Source organism: Stenotrophomonas aracearum, assembly GCF_031834615.1.
Taxonomy (GTDB): Bacteria; Pseudomonadota; Gammaproteobacteria; order Xanthomonadales; family Xanthomonadaceae; genus Stenotrophomonas; species Stenotrophomonas aracearum.
In genome coordinates this window covers 572,063-585,899 of record NZ_CP115543.1, presented here as the reverse complement: position 1 = coordinate 585,899, position 13,837 = coordinate 572,063, and the positions used below count along the sequence as shown (strand labels likewise).

The following is a 13,837-nucleotide window of genomic DNA, read 5'->3' as shown; positions in this document are numbered from 1 at the left end:
GGGCTCTTTCAGCGCGCTGCTGCGGATTCGCGGTTGGCTGCCAGCACCGTGCGCACCGCCGAGACCAGCTGGGCCACCGAATACGGCTTGGCCACGTGCTCCTGGAAACCCGAGGCGAGCGCACGCTTGCGGTCGTCGGCGCGGGCAAGCGCGGTGACTGCCACGATCGGCAGGGCGGCGGCGTCCAGCCCGAACTCGTTGCGCAGCGCCGCGGCCAACCCATAGCCGTCCATGCCGGGCATGCCGATGTCGGTCAGCAGTACGTCCACGTCTTCATGGCCGCCGTCGTCCAGCAGCGCCAGCGCTTCGGCCGCCGAGGCCACCGCCGTGACCTGGGCGCCCTGCTCTTCCAGCAGCCGGCGCAGGTATTCCAGCACTTCGGGCTGGTCTTCCACCGCCAGCAGGCGCAGGCCCTTCAACGGGTATGGCTCGATCAGCTGCTCGTGGATCGGGCCACTGAATACTTCACGCAGCGGTCGGCCGTCGGCCTGCGGCTGGTAGCGCGGCAGCTGCACGGTGAATTCCGCGCCCAGGCCATGGCCTTCGCTGTTGGCCGCCACCGTGCCGCCGTGCAGTTCCACCAGCTGCTGCACGATCGCCAGGCCCAGGCCCAGCCCGCCATGGCGACGGGTGGTGGTGCCATCGGCCTGGCGGAAGCGGCTGAACAGATGCCGCAGGAATTCGGGGGCGATGCCATCGCCGGAGTCGGCCACGCTGACGGTCCAGTGCGCCCCGTCGGTGGACAGGGTGACAGTGACCGAGCCGGCCGCCGGGGTGAACTTGATCGCGTTGCTGAGCAGGTTCCACAGCACCTGCTGCAGGCGGGTGCCGTCTCCCAGCACCAGCGCCGGTTCGTCCGGCATCACCAGCTTCATGTCCAGCGCCTTGCCTTCGGCGACCAGCTCCTGGGCGCGCAGCGCCTCGGTGAGCTGCGCGCGCAGGTCCAGCACTTCCACTTCCAGCTGCACCTTGCCGAGCAGCATGCTGCTCAGGTCCAGCATGTCCGAGATCAGCCGCTTCTGCGCCATGGCGCTGTTGGCGATCACGCCCAGGCCCTTGTACAGCGGGCTGGTATCGTCCACGCGCTGCAGCAGCAGTTCGCTCCAGCCCAGGATGGTGGTCAGCGGGGTGCGCAGCTCGTGCGAGAGCGTGGCCAGGAACTCGTCCTTCAGGCGCGCCATGCTTTCAGCGGCGTTGCGCGCGGCGCGCTCGGACTGCAGCAGCTCTTCGCGCGCCATTTCGATTTCGCGGCGCTCGGTCACATCGGTGCTGCTGCCGGCCAGGCCGATGAAGCGGCCGGCGCGGGAGAAGCGCGGCTTGGCATTCATTTCCAGCCAGCGCCATTCGCCGTCGGCACGCAGTCCGCGCACCAGCACCTGCATCGAACGCTGCGCGCGCAGCGCGGCCTGCAGCTCGTAATCGAACACCGAGACATCGTCGGGCTGCACCAGCCCGCGCCATACATCTTCCGGCACGCGCTGTTCGTCGCCACCGAAGAATTCACTGAAGGCACTGTTGACGAAGCGCGCATGGCCCAGTTCGTCCAGCACCCATACCGGCATCGGCAGGCCGTCGGCCAGCGCGCTGAAGCGCGCCTCGCTTTCGGCCAGCTCCACTTCGATCTGCTTGCGGTTGGTGATGTCGAAGAACAGCACCGCCACCCGGCGCTCATGCGCCTCGCCCACCCGCATCGCTTCCACCGCGTACCAGCGGCCCAGCGCGCGGGCTTCCAGCTCGAACTGCTGCGAACGGCCGGTCATCGCGATCTGGCCGTACACCCGGTACCACTCGGGCTCGTGGGTGGGCTGCAGCTCGCTCATGAGCCGCCCGGAGGCTTCGCTCAAGCCGGTATTGCGCTCGAAGGCGTCATTCACTTCCAGGAAGCGGTAATCCACCCCGACGCCGTTCTCGATCATCACCTCGATGATGCAGAAGCCCGCACTCAACCCCTCCAGCACCGCGCGGTGCAGGGAAGGATCGGGCACTGGGGCCGCATGCGGCGCACGTGTGAAGGTCGAGGCGGTCAGGCTGGACAAGGGCGTCGAGAGAGGTAGCGGATGGCGCGGAGGGACACAGCATCGTTCAGAGCGCGTATTCGTCGCGTCAAACAACGGCCCGGTTTTGACGTAAGTGAACCATGCCCAGACGGACCGTGGCGTATTGTGGAAGGCAATTGTTCCGTCGCGTGAACAGGATCACACTCCATAGCGTCTCTCCTTCAAGACCCTGACCGAGGCTGTGCCATGAACCGCAAACCCTTGCTGGCTGGTGCTTTGAGCTGTCTGATGCTGCTCGTGGGCTGCGCGTCGGCCGCGCCCCGCACGGTCACCGCGCCGGACGCGCCGCGCGCGCTCACCGGCGAAAGCCCGGTCCAGGTGAAGTGGACCGACCCGGCCCAGTTCACCGAGATCCGCAGCAGCTCCAACCAGTTCGAGGCGCGCAGCGGCAACTGGGTGTACCAGCTGGCGGACTACCTCCGGACCAGCGCCAGCAAGCGCCTGGCGCCGGGCCAGACCCTGGACGTGAAGATCACCGACATCAAGCGGGCCGGTGATTTCGAGCCGCAGAACGGCCCGCGCGGCAACGACATCCGGATCATGCGCAACATCTATCCGCCGCGGATCAGCCTCACCTTCACCCTGCGCGATGCGCAGGGCGCGGTGCTGCAGCAGGGCGATGAGAAGCTGATCGACATGGGCTACCTGACCAACACCGGGCTGCTCAGCAACAACGACCCGCTGCGCTTCGAGAAGCGCCTGCTGGACGACTGGCTGCGCCGCCTGCTGCCCTCGCCGTCTAGCCGCCGCTGAGGACCCGCGCCACGCGCTTGACCGCGCACGGCAGCTGGTACGCGCTGACCTTGCACAGCGGGGCCAGCACGTCCAGGCGGGGCGCGTCGCCCCACAGGGTGACGGTGCTGCCCACCCCGGCCTGCGGCAGGTCGGTGAGGTCCACGGTGAGCATGTCCATCGAGACCCGGCCGATCAGGTGGCCGGGCTGGCCGTCGATCTGCACCGGGGTGCCGTTCGGGGCGAACTGCGGGTAGCCATCGGCATAGCCCAGCGCCACCACGCCGACCCGGGTCGGGCGTTCGGCGACGAAGCGGGCGCCGTAGCCGACCGGTTCGCCGGCGGCGATCTCGCGGGTGGCGAAGATCTTCGACTGCATGGTCATCACCGGGCGCAGGCGCTCGGTGTAGGCATTGTGCGCGGCCAGCGGGTTGGCCCCGTACAGCATCAGGCCCGGGCGCACCCAGTCGCTGCGCACGTCCGGCCAGCCCAGCAGGGCCGGCGAGTTGCACAGGCTGGTTTCGCCGGCCAGACCTTCAATGGTGGCGGCGAACAGGTCGGCCTGTTCGCGCGTGCGCGGGCTGTCCAGTTCGTCGGCGCGGGCCATGTGGCTCATCAGCACCATCGGCGCCACCTGCGGCAGGGCCGACAGCCGCGCATGCGCGGCGCGGAACTCGGCCGGGGCCAGGCCCAGGCGGTGCATGCCGCTGTCCAGCTTCAGCCAGATCTGCAGCGTGGCGTCGGTCTGGAACGCTTCCACCGCGTCCACCTGCCACGGCGCGGCCACCGCGAACCACAGCTTGTGCTGCACGATCAGTGGCAGCTCGTCGGCGTCGAAGAAGCCTTCCAGCAGCAGGATCGGGCCGCTGATGCCGGCCGCGCGCAGTTCCAGCGCTTCTTCAATGCAGGCCACGCCGAACGCGTCGGCCTCGCCGTCCAGCGCGCGCGCGCAGGCTACGGCACCGTGGCCATAGGCGTCGGCCTTTACCGCGGCCAGGGTCTTGCGACCGCCGCCCAGTTCACGCGCCAGGCGGAAGTTGGAGCGCAACGCATCCAGGTCGATCAACGCGCGGGCTGGACGCATGCTTTGGGTTCACTGTGTTGGACGGACGCGGCGTGGTGGCCGCCATAACGGAAGATATCCAGGCCTTCGGTGCTGATCTGCGGCTGGCGCGCGCTCATCAGGTCGGCCAGGTAACGGCCCGAACCGCAGGCCATGGTCCAGCCCAGCGTGCCGTGGCCGGTGTTGAGGAACAGGTTGCGGTACGGGGTGGCGCCGATCACCGGCGTGCCGTCCGGGGTGGCCGGGCGCAGGCCGGTCCAGAACTCGGCGCGCGAGAGGTCGCCGCCGTCCGGGTACAGGTCGCGCACCACCTTTTCCAGGGTGGCGCGGCGGCGCGGCGACAGCGACAGGTCGAACCCGCCCACTTCGGCCATGCCACCCACGCGGATGCGGTCGTCGAAACGGGTCACCGCCACCTTGTAGCTCTCGTCCAGGATGGTCGAGGTCGGCGCCATCGCCGCATTGGTGATCGGCAGGGTCAGCGAGTAGCCCTTCAGCGGGTACACCGGCAGGTGCATGCCCAGCGGCGCCACCAGCGACGGCGAGTAGCTGCCCAGCGCGACCACGTAGCGGTCGGCGGTTTCCACCTTGCCGTCGATGCGCACGCCGGTGATGCGGTCGCCATCGGTGACCAGCCCGGCGATGTCCTGGTCGAAGCGGAATTCCACCCCGGCGTCCATGGCCATCTGCGCCAGGCGGCGGGTGAACAGCTGGCAGTCGCCGGTCTGGTCGCGCGGCAGCCACAGCGCGCCAACCAGCGTGTCGGCCACGCTGGCCAATGCCGGTTCGTGGGCGATGATGCCGGCGCGGTCCAGCACTTCATACGGCACGCCGTACTGGGCCAGCACTTCGATGTCCTGCGCGGAGGCGTCCAGCTGCTGCTGGGTACGGAACAGCTGGGTGGTGCCCAGGTCGCGGCCTTCGAACTCGATGCCGGTCTCGGTGCGCAGCTCGTTGAGGCAGTCGCGGCTGTACTCGGACATGCGCACCATGCGCGCCTTGTTGATCGCGTAGCGCTCGTGCGTGCAGTTGCGCAGCATCTGCGCCAGCCAGCGGTACTGGTTGAGGTCCAGCCCGGGGCGGATCGCCAGCGGCGCGTGTTCGGAGAACAGCCACTTCACCGCCTTGAGCGGCACGCCCGGGGCGGCCCACGGCGAGGTGTAGCCGAACGAGAGCTGGCCGGCATTGGCGAAGCTGGTTTCCAGGGCCGGACCGGGCTGCCGGTCGACCACGGTGACTTCAAACCCGGCCTGCCGCAGGTACCAGGCACTGGTCGTGCCGATTACCCCACTGCCAAGGACTAGAACGCGCATGAGACCTCTCCAACCGGATCATTCCCTGCACTGGAGCGTGCCGGGACCATAATTGAGGAAGTATATTCCGGCCAAACCATGCAATTTATCTGTTTTTGGCGACTCAGGCAGGGTATTGTCGCGCCAACACCCCCGAGAGGCTGACGCCATGGCCGCCCGTTCCCGCGAGCTGGACAAGATCGACCGCAAGATCCTGCGCATCCTGCAGGAGGAAGGGCGCATTTCGTTCACCGAACTGGGTGAGCGGGTGGGCCTGTCGACCACCCCCTGTACCGAGCGGGTGCGCCGGCTGGAGCGCGACGGCGCGATCACCGGCTACTACGCCCGGCTCGACCCGCAGTACCTCAAGGCCAGCCTGCTGGTGTTCGTGGAGATCAGCCTGGCTTACAAGTCCGGCGACATCTTCGAGGAGTTCCGCCGTGCGGCGCTGAAGTTGCCCAACGTGCTGGAGTGCCATCTCGTCTCCGGCGATTTCGATTACCTGCTGAAGGCGCGCATCAGCGAGATGGCCTCGTACCGCAAGCTTCTCGGCAGCACCCTGCTGACGCTGCCGCACGTGCGCGAATCGAAGAGCTACATCGTGATGGAAGAGGTCAAGGAAACGCTGACCCTGCCCATTCCGGATTGATCGGCGCACAGCAGAAGGGCGGCGCGCTCATGCGCACCGCCCTCGGAGCTGTTACCAGCGCATCAACGCTGCTGTTTCTGGTCCGGGTTGCGTTGATCCTGCTGCTTGCCACCCTTCTGGTTCTGCTGATCCCACTGCTGCTGGTTCTGCTGGCCGGGTTTCTGGTTCTGCTGGCCCTGCTGGTCCTGCGGCGACTTGCCGGGATTCTGGTTCTGCTGGTTAGCCATAAGAATTACACCTTCTACCGTTGGGATGCGCGGTGTTGCGGCGCATGTACAGAATCCCGCAAAACCGGTTAATCACAGGCGAAAAATCAGTGAGGTGAAACGTTGACACCGCTGACTGAGGGCCTGCGTTGGTAAAGCGTTCATGCATCACGGCTTGACGCGCTGTCCATCACCGGTCGGCACGGAATCGTAGTAACGCCCGGTGCGCGTATCGAGCACGCGGTTCGGCCCCGCCTGCTGCATGCCCGGCACGATGCGTCCGTTGCGGTCATACACCTTGACGGGTGCGGTGCTGGCCGGTGGCGCAGGCGGCACCACGCGCGCCGGGCCCTGGCTCTGGATCGGCTGCGTGCGCGGCGGCTGCATGCCCTGTACCGGCGCTGTTACCGGCTGCGGTGGCGCGGACAGGGTATCTGCGGGACGCGCAGGCTGGGTCGGCGTGGGAGCGGTCACCGGCCGGGTGTCGGTGGGTTTGCGCGGCGCGGCGATCTGCGCTGCTGCGACCAGCGGCAGCAGCGCCAGCAGGGACAGGGCCAGGCGGGAAAGATGTTTCATGGCACGTGCTCACGACGGGACAGGCATTCACCCTGCGCCAGCGCGCGTGTCAGCACCATGAACACCTTCGCTTGTCCAGGGCGCCGCCCGCCCCCATCTTGCCGTCACCCCTACGAGGACCGCCCATGACTGCTTTCGACCTCACCCCGCCCAGCGATGCCCAGCGCCAGGCGCTGATTGCCGGTCTCAGCGCAGACGAGCGGGCCGTGCTGATCCAGCACGGTACCGAACGTCCGTTCTGCGGCGTGTTCCTGGACAACAAGCAGGACGGCGTCTACTGCTGCCGGCTGTGCGGCCTGCCGCTGTTCCGTTCCAGCACCAAGTTCGACTCCGGCACCGGCTGGCCGAGCTTCTTCGCCCCGTTCGACCCGGCCCACGTGCGTGAAATCCGTGACACCAGTCATGGCATGGTCCGTACCGAGATCGTCTGTGCGCGCTGTGACAGCCATCTGGGCCATGTGTTCCCGGACGGCCCGCTGCCGAGCCTGGAGCGGCACTGCCTCAACTCGGTCTCGCTGTCGTTCACCCCCAATGGCGAGCCGTATCCGGATCCCCTGCAGCGCGGCGGGGCCGAGGCGGAACCGGCCGGCTGATCTCAAAAGTGTGACGTCGAACGGACGCCACCCTTCAGAAACCTTCACCTGGTGCCGACAACGAGGTATCCCCACCTCCGCGTCCGCACCATGCTCATCATTGTCGGTTTCCTCATCGTCATCATCAGCGTGCTCGGCGGCTACGTCGGCGCGCACGGCAAGCTGGGCGCCCTGTGGCAGCCCTATGAGCTGGTCATCATCGGCGGCGCGGCGCTGGGCGCGTTCCTGGTCGGCACCCCGATCAAGACGGTCAAGCAGACCCTGCAGGCCTCGATCGGCGTGTTCAAGGGCCCGCGCTACAAGCAGCAGGACTACATCGACGTCCTCAGCCTGCTCTACGAACTGCTCAACAAGGCCCGCCGCGAGGGCTTCATGGCGCTGGAAGACCATGTCGAGCGCCCGGCCGACAGCGCCATCTTCGCCAACTACCCCAAGGTGCAGTCCGACCACCACCTGGTGGACTTCATCACTGACTGCCTGCGCCTGATGATCGGCAGCAACATCGAGCCGCACGAACTGGAACCGCTGCTGGAAATGGAGCTGGAAAAGCACCATGCCGAAGCCATGCAGCCCTCGGCCGCGCTCAACAAGGTCTCCGACGGCCTGCCCGGCTTCGGTATCGTCGCCGCGGTGCTGGGCATCGTGATCACCATGGGCTCCATCGGTGGTGCGATCGAGGAAGTGGGCGCGCACGTGGCCGGCGCCCTGGTGGGTACCTTCCTGGGCATCCTGATGGCGTACGGCTTCGTCAGCCCGCTGGCCGCCGCCGTGGAAGCGCGCGCCGAACAGGACAGCCGCATCTACGAGTCGGTGAAGACCGCCCTGCTGGCCTGCCTGCGCGGCTACAACCCGAAGATCGCGCTGGAATTCGCCCGCAAGACCCTGCCGTCGAACGTGCGCCCGGGCTTCAGCGAGTTCGAAGCCCACCTGAAGACGGTCAAGTAAGGCACTGCCATGGCCGAGAACAAACCCACCGTCATCGTCCGCAAGGTCAAGAAGGCCGGGCATGGCGCACACCACGGCGGCGCCTGGAAGGTGGCCTACGCCGACTTCGTGACCGCGATGATGGCGTTCTTCCTGGTGCTGTGGCTGATGGCGGCCACCACGAAGCCCGAGCGCGCCGCCATTTCCGAATACTTCCGCAATCCCAGCCCGCTCACCGGGCAGAGCTCCACGCCCGCCCCGGGCATGGCCGGCCCGGGTGGCGCCAGCACCTCGATGATCAAGCTGGGCGGCGCCACCGACGTGTCGCGCGGCAACAGCAACGACCCGTTCCAGAACCAGCAGGCCGAACGCCCGGTGCCGCAGGAAGACGAGCGCGAGCGTGAGAAGAAGCAGCTGGAAGTGCTGAAGCAGGAGCTGGAAGAGGCGATCAGCAAGAGCCAGGCGCTGGAGCCGTTCAAGGACCAGCTGCTGCTGGATTTGACCCCGGAAGGCCTGCGCATCCAGATCGTGGACAAGCAGAACCGGCCGATGTTCGACGTGGGCAGCGCGGCGCTGAAGGGCTACACCCGCGACATCCTCCGCGAGCTGTCGCAGTTCATCAACCACGTGCCGAACCGGATCAGCATCACCGGCCACACCGACATCACCGCGTACAACGCCGCGCACGGCTACAGCAACTGGGAGCTCAGCGCCGACCGCGCCAACGCCGCCCGGCGTGCGCTGCTGGACGGCGGCATGGCCGACGAGAAGGTCACCCGCGTGGTCGGGCTGTCGTCCTCGGTGCTGTTCGACAAGACCCAGCCGGACAACCCGATCAACCGCCGGATCAGCATCGTGGTGATGACCAAGGCCGCCGAAGCCGCCGCCCTGGCCGGTTCCGGCCAGGAAGTGGCGCTCTCGCCCACCGTGCAGGATGCCGATATCCACGCCCCCCAGGGTGCCCCGGCACCCGCCCCGGCCGCCGCGCCCCCCACCGCCTCACCCTGAGGCGGCGGGGTCGTACAATGGGGACTTTCCGCATTACATAGAACAAACCCCATGTCCAAGCAGTCCAAAGCCAAGCGCGACAAGCGCAGGAAGCTCCAGCCGAAGCGCCCGATCAACCGCCTCAACGCCCAGCAGCCGGTGCAGAACCATGCCGTGCTGACCAACGAAGAGGGCCAGGTCGTCGCCGCGATCGGCCTGCAGGGCACCGAATGGCTGCTGGCCATTGGCGGCCAGACCATGGGCAACGCCGACAACCCGGTGCCGATGCTGGCCATGCTCAAGCACCTTTCCAACGTGCAGGAAAAGGAAGGCCGCAAGGTCACCCTGGAATACTCGACCCAGCTGCAGCAGCTGATCGACGACCTGGCCGCCGATGAAGGCAAGACCGCCGACGAGTACCTGGCCCAGCTGGTCTCCGAGTTCGAAGGCGTGGAAGAGGCGGAAGGCGAGGAAGGCGACGACGCTGAAACCGCTGACGCCTCGACCGAAGACGCCCCGGCCGACGACAAGGCCGACGCCGCCCCGGCCAGCGACGACAAGCCGCAGGCCTGAGCCCCGGCGACCCGGTGACGGTCTATATCGACGATGCGGTACACCCCTGGCGCGACGAGCGCTGGGCGCATCTGATGGCCGACACCCTGCCCGAGCTGCACGCCATGGCGGCGCAGCTCGGGATTCCCCGGCGGGCCTTCCAGAACCGCCGCAGCGGCGCGCATTACGACGTGCCAGCGCCGTTACGCGAGAAGGCGATTGCGTTGGGTGCGAGGGCGATTTCCAGGCACACTGACCGCGAGTTGGTGAAAGAGGTCATCGCCAACGCAAGATCGCAGTACACCGACCCGACGTAGTGCCGGCCGCTGGCCGGCTCCTCGCAATGCCGGCTCCTCGCAATGCCGGCACCGTGCAGAGCCGGCCGGCGGCCGGCACTACGGATTTCGAGCGTCGGTTAGAACGGGTCTGAACCCGGTCGCACTTCCACGCCCAGCAACGAACACAGCGCCAGCATGGCGTCTTCGTCTCGGTTCAGCGCCATCCAGCCGGCCAGGCCGCCATTGCCCGTATCCACGCTCCACAGCGAATAATTGTGCTCGCGCAGGCGGTCGTAGGCCGTGGCCATCAACATTGGCGCGTCCACTTCACCGGCGAAATCCTCGTCGTCCAGGTCGCCGCCCCAGTCCACCTGCACGTTGAAGCGCGCCGACAGCTCGTTTACCGCCGACACCAGCGCATCGGCGTCGTCGCGCTCCACCTCGAAGCCCGACTGCCAGGCGATGGCGGTCATCAGCGGCGGCAGCCATTCGGCCTCTTCGTCGACTTCCTCACCGCTTTCCAGCAGCGCCTCGCGCCAACGGTTGAACTGCTGCAGGGCCAGCTCTTCGTCGCCCGGGTTGATCAGCACCAGCAGGTTCCAGATCCGCGCCTCGAAGTCGTCTTCGTCGAAATCGCGCTCGTCTTCTTCGAAGTCGAAATAATCGCTGTTGTCGGGCATGACCGGTATTCCTGGAGACAGGCAGGCATTCTGCCGTGGCCGGGCGTTGGCAGGAAGCGAAATTCTGCCCGGGCGGCGTCTCGGTTTATCCTGTGCGCCTGAAGACGGCCGTGGTGGCCCTCAACGACCGATACCCATGAGCGATACCCCTCCCGACCACCTGGCGATCAACCCGGCCAGCCCCTTCCACGATGCCGCAGCGCTGGAGCGCGGCGTGGGCATCCGCTTCAACAATGTCGAACGCGACAACGTTGAAGAGTATTCGGTCAGCGAAGGCTGGATCCGCGTGCAGGCCGGCAAGTCCCGCGACCGCCGTGGCAACCCGATGACGATCAAGGTCAAGGGGACGGTGGTGGCGTATTACCTGGATCAGAAGCCGGCGGAATGACCGGCCGTGCATGACGGCATGCGTGGACGGCCCCGCGGCCGTCCACGATGCAACCTGGCGCCGGTAGGGTCGGTTCCCAAACGACCGCACGTACGCGATCGACGTTCGTTGACGCATGGACCGCAAAACGAAGGCGAGTTTCCGTTCGAGGTCATGCGTCCCAGAGCCGATCACCGTTATCGGCGGTCGTTCGGGAACCGACCCTACCGATGAATCGCCCGGACTCAGGCCCCGTTGGCAAGGTCGTCAATCCCGCTGCCGGGTCTCCAACAGGTCCAGATTGCGGATCAGCTTCCGCGAGATCTCGTCGGAAATCCTGCCGCGCCGGGTCAGCCGGAACAATTCTTCACGCTCGGCGGTCAACCCCGCGCTGCGCAGCTGCCGGTAGCCCTGTTCCATCCGCCGCACCTTTTCCGGGTCCGCATCCGGGCCATCATCCTTCTCCAGCACGCGCTGGTACAACAGGCTCACACGTGAGGCCGCGTCGTTGTACAGCTGTACGTTGTCGGTGGTCTGGTTCTGCACCAGTTGCTGGCGCATGCGCTCCACGCCGGCCAACGCCGCTTTCGACGCCAGCCTGCGCGCCAGGTCTTCTTCCTTGCGCTCACCCGAATCGGCCGGCAGTTCCAGCCCCTTCAACAAGCGCGGCAATGCCACGCTGGCACCGACCAGCGAGACCAGGATCACCGCCGCCGCCAGGAAAATCACCAGGTCACGCGCCGGGAACGCCGTGCCATCGGGCAAGAACAGCGGCAGGGTCAACACACCGGCCAGCGTGATCGCACCGCGCACGCCGGCCAGCGAGGTGGCCACCACGATCCGCCACGAGGTGCCCTGCCTGGCCTCGCCGCGATGCCGCGCACGCAGCAGGCTCCAGCGCAGCGACAGGTACACCCATGCCAGGCGCAACAGCACCAGCGCCAGGTTGATCACCACCACGTACACCAGCAGCCACCACGCACTGTGGTGGCCGCTTTCGCTCACCGTGGTCATCGCGCGGTCGACAATGCCGGGCAGCTGTTCGCCGAGCAGCACGAACATGATGCCGTTGAAGGCGAACTGCAGCATGTTCCACACCGCCATGCGCTGCACGCGCATGCTGCCGGAAACACGGCCGGTGAGCTCCACGTAGCTCATGGTGACGCCCGCCGACACCGCCGCCAGGATGCCCGAGGCATTGGCTTCTTCGGCCAGCAGGTACGCCGCGAACGGGATCAGCAGGTTGACCAGCATCGCCGCGCCGGGCTCTTCGCCGAAGCGCCGCCACAGCCAGCGCTGGAACGTGGAAACACCCAACGTGACCGCCACGCCGATCGCCAGCCCGGCCACCGCCACCCACAGGAAGGTCAGCGAGGCGTCGGCCAGCGAGAACGCACCGGTCATCACCGCCGCCACCGCGAAGCGGAAACAGACCAGGCCGGAGGCATCGTTCAACAGCGACTCGCCTTCCAGGATGTGCATCAGCCGCTTGGGGATCGGCGCGCTCTTGGCGATCGAGCTGACCGCCACCGGGTCGGTCGGCGAGATGATCGCAGCCAGCGCGAACGCCACGCCCAGCGGCATCACCGGAATCAGCCAGTGGATCAGCAGCCCGGCACCGAGCACGGTAAACACCACCAGCCCGAAGGCCAGCTCCAGGATCACGCCCTTGTCGCGGAACAGGCCCTGCTTGGGAATCTTCCAGCCGTCCAGGAACAGCAGCGGCGGCAGGAACAGCAGGAAGAACAGGTCCGGCTCCAGCGCGTGGCCGCGGTTGAACACCCCCGCAATCACTGCCCCCAGCCCGATCTGCACCAGTGGCAGCGGCACCGACAACGGCAATACGCGAACCAGGTAGCCGCTGGCGACTACCGCCACCAGCATCGCCAGGACGACTTCAATCGTATGCATGCATTTTCCAGGAATCCTGGAAAAAATTACCACACCGATCCGTAACCGCGTACGAAAGGCGCTTTGGCGCCTCAGTGCGCGGGGCCGTCGAAGCGGTAGATGTCCATGGCCAGCATGCCGGCGTCGATACCGGCATCGATGCGCTGCGCGCCGAGCGTATCGCCGCCGGCCGCGCCGAGTGCGAAGTGCAACGGCTGGAAATGCTCGTCGGTCGGATGCGCGCGCTCGGCATGCGGCGCCTGGCGCCGGTAATCGAGCAATGCGGCACTGTCGTCGGCCTGCAGGCGCTGTTCCACCCATTCGATGAAAGGCCGCACATACGGCGCTTCGCCACCGCTCTGGTATTCGCGAAAGTCGTGCAGGTTGTGGGTGATGCTGCCCGAACCGACCAGCAGCACGCCCTGCTCGCGCAGCGGCGCCAGCGCGCGGCCCAGCGCGAACTGGTGGGCCGGTCCCTGCAGCGGCTGCAGCGCCAGCGGCACCACCGGAATGTCGGCCTGCGGGTAGAGCAGGCGCAGCGGCACCCAGGCGCCGTGGTCGAGGCCACGGGTGGGGTCCTGCAGCGTCGGCAGGCCGGCCTTGTCGAGGCGCTCGGCAATCTCATCCGCCAGTGCCGGGTCGCCCGGCGCCGGGTACTGGATGTCGAACAGCGCCTGCGGGAAGCCGCCAAAGTCGTGGATGGTCGGCGGCTGCGGGTGCGCCCCCACTACCGGCTGGCGGGTCAGCCAGTGCGCCGAGGCCATCACGATCGCGCGCGGGCGCGGCAGCTGCGCGGCCAGCTCGGCCAGGCGCACGCCCACCAGCCCCGGCTGCAGGGCGGTCATCGGCGAACCATGGGAGATGTACAGCGACGGCAGGCGGGTCATGGCGGAGCTCCGGGGAATCCAGAACACCAGCCTATTCCCAATATGAGTGTAGTTAAAGGCCGCCAGATACCGCTATTCGTTTCATTTTCAGAACAAAACGGTCG

At 67.1% G+C, this 13,837-nt stretch carries 16 protein-coding genes; 8 read left to right on the top strand and 8 right to left on the bottom strand.

Annotated elements, in window-relative coordinates; genetic code table 11:
* Positions 1–8: 8 nt before the first annotated feature.
* On the bottom strand, positions 9–2,036 hold the full coding sequence (locus PDM28_RS02650; RefSeq protein WP_425507630.1) for an ATP-binding protein: 2,028 nt from the start codon (positions 2,034–2,036) through the stop codon (positions 9–11).
* 207 nt (positions 2,037–2,243) lie between these two features.
* On the opposite strand from PDM28_RS02650, the gene PDM28_RS02645 reads away from it, so the two are divergent.
* Entirely contained in the window at positions 2,244–2,810 is a 567-nt protein-coding gene (locus PDM28_RS02645) for a DUF3016 domain-containing protein (protein WP_311183728.1), read from the top strand.
* Here the strand turns inward: PDM28_RS02645 and alr are convergent.
* Together alr and PDM28_RS02635 are read right to left on the bottom strand one after the other, a co-directional pair.
* The gene (gene alr, locus PDM28_RS02640; RefSeq protein ID WP_102946544.1) at positions 2,797–3,873 is read right to left on the bottom strand and encodes an alanine racemase; all 1,077 of its coding nucleotides are present in this window, start codon (positions 3,871–3,873) and stop codon (positions 2,797–2,799) included. The genes PDM28_RS02645 and alr overlap by 14 nt on opposite strands.
* A complete protein-coding gene (locus tag PDM28_RS02635; protein ID WP_102946545.1) occupies positions 3,852–5,165 on the bottom strand; it encodes a D-amino acid dehydrogenase in 1,314 nt (437 codons plus the stop codon). The genes alr and PDM28_RS02635 overlap by 22 nt, the downstream gene beginning before the upstream one ends.
* 148 nt (positions 5,166–5,313) lie before the next feature.
* On the opposite strand from PDM28_RS02635, the gene PDM28_RS02630 reads away from it, so the two are divergent.
* Positions 5,314–5,793 carry an AsnC family transcriptional regulator gene (locus PDM28_RS02630; protein ID WP_070208992.1) on the top strand — a complete coding sequence of 160 codons (480 nt, stop codon included), beginning with the start codon at positions 5,314–5,316 and terminating at the stop codon, positions 5,791–5,793.
* Between the two features lie 62 nt (positions 5,794–5,855).
* Here PDM28_RS02630 and PDM28_RS02625 read toward each other — a convergent pair whose 3' ends face one another.
* Both PDM28_RS02625 and PDM28_RS02620 read right to left on the bottom strand, forming a co-directional pair.
* Complete coding sequence (locus tag PDM28_RS02625; protein WP_102946546.1) at positions 5,856–6,020, bottom strand: lana protein; 165 nt, start codon at positions 6,018–6,020, stop codon at positions 5,856–5,858.
* A gap of 147 nt (positions 6,021–6,167) precedes the next feature.
* Positions 6,168–6,575, bottom strand: a complete 408-nt coding sequence (locus PDM28_RS02620; RefSeq protein ID WP_311183727.1) for a classical arabinogalactan protein 4 — start codon at positions 6,573–6,575, stop codon at positions 6,168–6,170.
* A gap of 125 nt (positions 6,576–6,700) precedes the next feature.
* On the opposite strand from PDM28_RS02620, the gene msrB reads away from it, so the two are divergent.
* The 5 genes from msrB to PDM28_RS02595 all read left to right on the top strand — a co-directional run bounded on the left by msrB (position 6,701) and on the right by PDM28_RS02595 (position 9,948).
* Entirely contained in the window at positions 6,701–7,168 is a 468-nt protein-coding gene (gene msrB / locus PDM28_RS02615) for a peptide-methionine (R)-S-oxide reductase MsrB (RefSeq protein ID WP_102946548.1), read from the top strand.
* Between the two features lie 90 nt (positions 7,169–7,258).
* Positions 7,259–8,113, top strand: a complete 855-nt coding sequence (motA, locus tag PDM28_RS02610; RefSeq protein ID WP_102946549.1) for a flagellar motor stator protein MotA — start codon at positions 7,259–7,261, stop codon at positions 8,111–8,113.
* Between the two features lie 9 nt (positions 8,114–8,122).
* A complete protein-coding gene (motB, locus tag PDM28_RS02605) occupies positions 8,123–9,100 on the top strand; it encodes a flagellar motor protein MotB (RefSeq protein WP_102946550.1) in 978 nt (325 codons plus the stop codon).
* A gap of 51 nt (positions 9,101–9,151) precedes the next feature.
* Positions 9,152–9,652: a hypothetical protein gene (locus PDM28_RS02600; protein ID WP_102946551.1), complete on the top strand. Its 501-nt coding sequence runs from the start codon at positions 9,152–9,154 to the stop codon at positions 9,650–9,652.
* A gap of 14 nt (positions 9,653–9,666) precedes the next feature.
* A complete protein-coding gene (locus PDM28_RS02595) occupies positions 9,667–9,948 on the top strand; it encodes a DUF4031 domain-containing protein (protein WP_311183726.1) in 282 nt (93 codons plus the stop codon).
* Positions 9,949–10,046: 98 nt separating this feature from the next.
* Here the strand turns inward: PDM28_RS02595 and PDM28_RS02590 are convergent, their stop codons facing one another.
* On the bottom strand, positions 10,047–10,589 hold the full coding sequence (locus PDM28_RS02590; protein ID WP_311183725.1) for a DUF6630 family protein: 543 nt from the start codon (positions 10,587–10,589) through the stop codon (positions 10,047–10,049).
* Positions 10,590–10,725: 136 nt separating this feature from the next.
* Between PDM28_RS02590 and PDM28_RS02585 the strand changes: the two genes are divergently transcribed.
* Entirely contained in the window at positions 10,726–10,977 is a 252-nt protein-coding gene (locus PDM28_RS02585; RefSeq protein WP_102946554.1) for a DUF3297 family protein, read from the top strand.
* A gap of 246 nt (positions 10,978–11,223) precedes the next feature.
* Here PDM28_RS02585 and PDM28_RS02580 read toward each other — a convergent pair whose 3' ends face one another.
* Positions 11,224–12,867 (bottom strand): Na+/H+ antiporter, encoded by a 1,644-nt coding sequence (locus PDM28_RS02580; protein WP_102946555.1) that lies wholly within the window; start codon positions 12,865–12,867, stop codon positions 11,224–11,226.
* Positions 12,868–12,938: 71 nt separating this feature from the next.
* Positions 12,939–13,733 carry a dioxygenase family protein gene (locus tag PDM28_RS02575; protein WP_311183724.1) on the bottom strand — a complete coding sequence of 265 codons (795 nt, stop codon included), beginning with the start codon at positions 13,731–13,733 and terminating at the stop codon, positions 12,939–12,941.
* Between the last annotated feature and the right edge of the window lie 104 nt (positions 13,734–13,837).

Coding starts and splice junctions, on each gene's coding strand:
- motB (WP_102946550.1), top strand. CDS start 8,123: ATGGCCGAGAACAAACCCACCGTCATCGTCCGCAAGGTCAAGAAGGCC.
- PDM28_RS02620 (WP_311183727.1), bottom strand. CDS start 6,575: ATGAAACATCTTTCCCGCCTGGCCCTGTCCCTGCTGGCGCTGCTGCCG.
- alr (WP_102946544.1), bottom strand. CDS start 3,873: ATGCGTCCAGCCCGCGCGTTGATCGACCTGGATGCGTTGCGCTCCAAC.
- PDM28_RS02580 (WP_102946555.1), bottom strand. CDS start 12,867: ATGCATACGATTGAAGTCGTCCTGGCGATGCTGGTGGCGGTAGTCGCC.
- PDM28_RS02625 (WP_102946546.1), bottom strand. CDS start 6,020: ATGGCTAACCAGCAGAACCAGAATCCCGGCAAGTCGCCGCAGGACCAG.
- PDM28_RS02635 (WP_102946545.1), bottom strand. CDS start 5,165: ATGCGCGTTCTAGTCCTTGGCAGTGGGGTAATCGGCACGACCAGTGCC.
- PDM28_RS02600 (WP_102946551.1), top strand. CDS start 9,152: ATGTCCAAGCAGTCCAAAGCCAAGCGCGACAAGCGCAGGAAGCTCCAG.
- msrB (WP_102946548.1), top strand. CDS start 6,701: ATGACTGCTTTCGACCTCACCCCGCCCAGCGATGCCCAGCGCCAGGCG.
- PDM28_RS02575 (WP_311183724.1), bottom strand. CDS start 13,733: ATGACCCGCCTGCCGTCGCTGTACATCTCCCATGGTTCGCCGATGACC.
- PDM28_RS02590 (WP_311183725.1), bottom strand. CDS start 10,589: ATGCCCGACAACAGCGATTATTTCGACTTCGAAGAAGACGAGCGCGAT.
- motA (WP_102946549.1), top strand. CDS start 7,259: ATGCTCATCATTGTCGGTTTCCTCATCGTCATCATCAGCGTGCTCGGC.
- PDM28_RS02630 (WP_070208992.1), top strand. CDS start 5,314: ATGGCCGCCCGTTCCCGCGAGCTGGACAAGATCGACCGCAAGATCCTG.
- PDM28_RS02645 (WP_311183728.1), top strand. CDS start 2,244: ATGAACCGCAAACCCTTGCTGGCTGGTGCTTTGAGCTGTCTGATGCTG.
- PDM28_RS02585 (WP_102946554.1), top strand. CDS start 10,726: ATGAGCGATACCCCTCCCGACCACCTGGCGATCAACCCGGCCAGCCCC.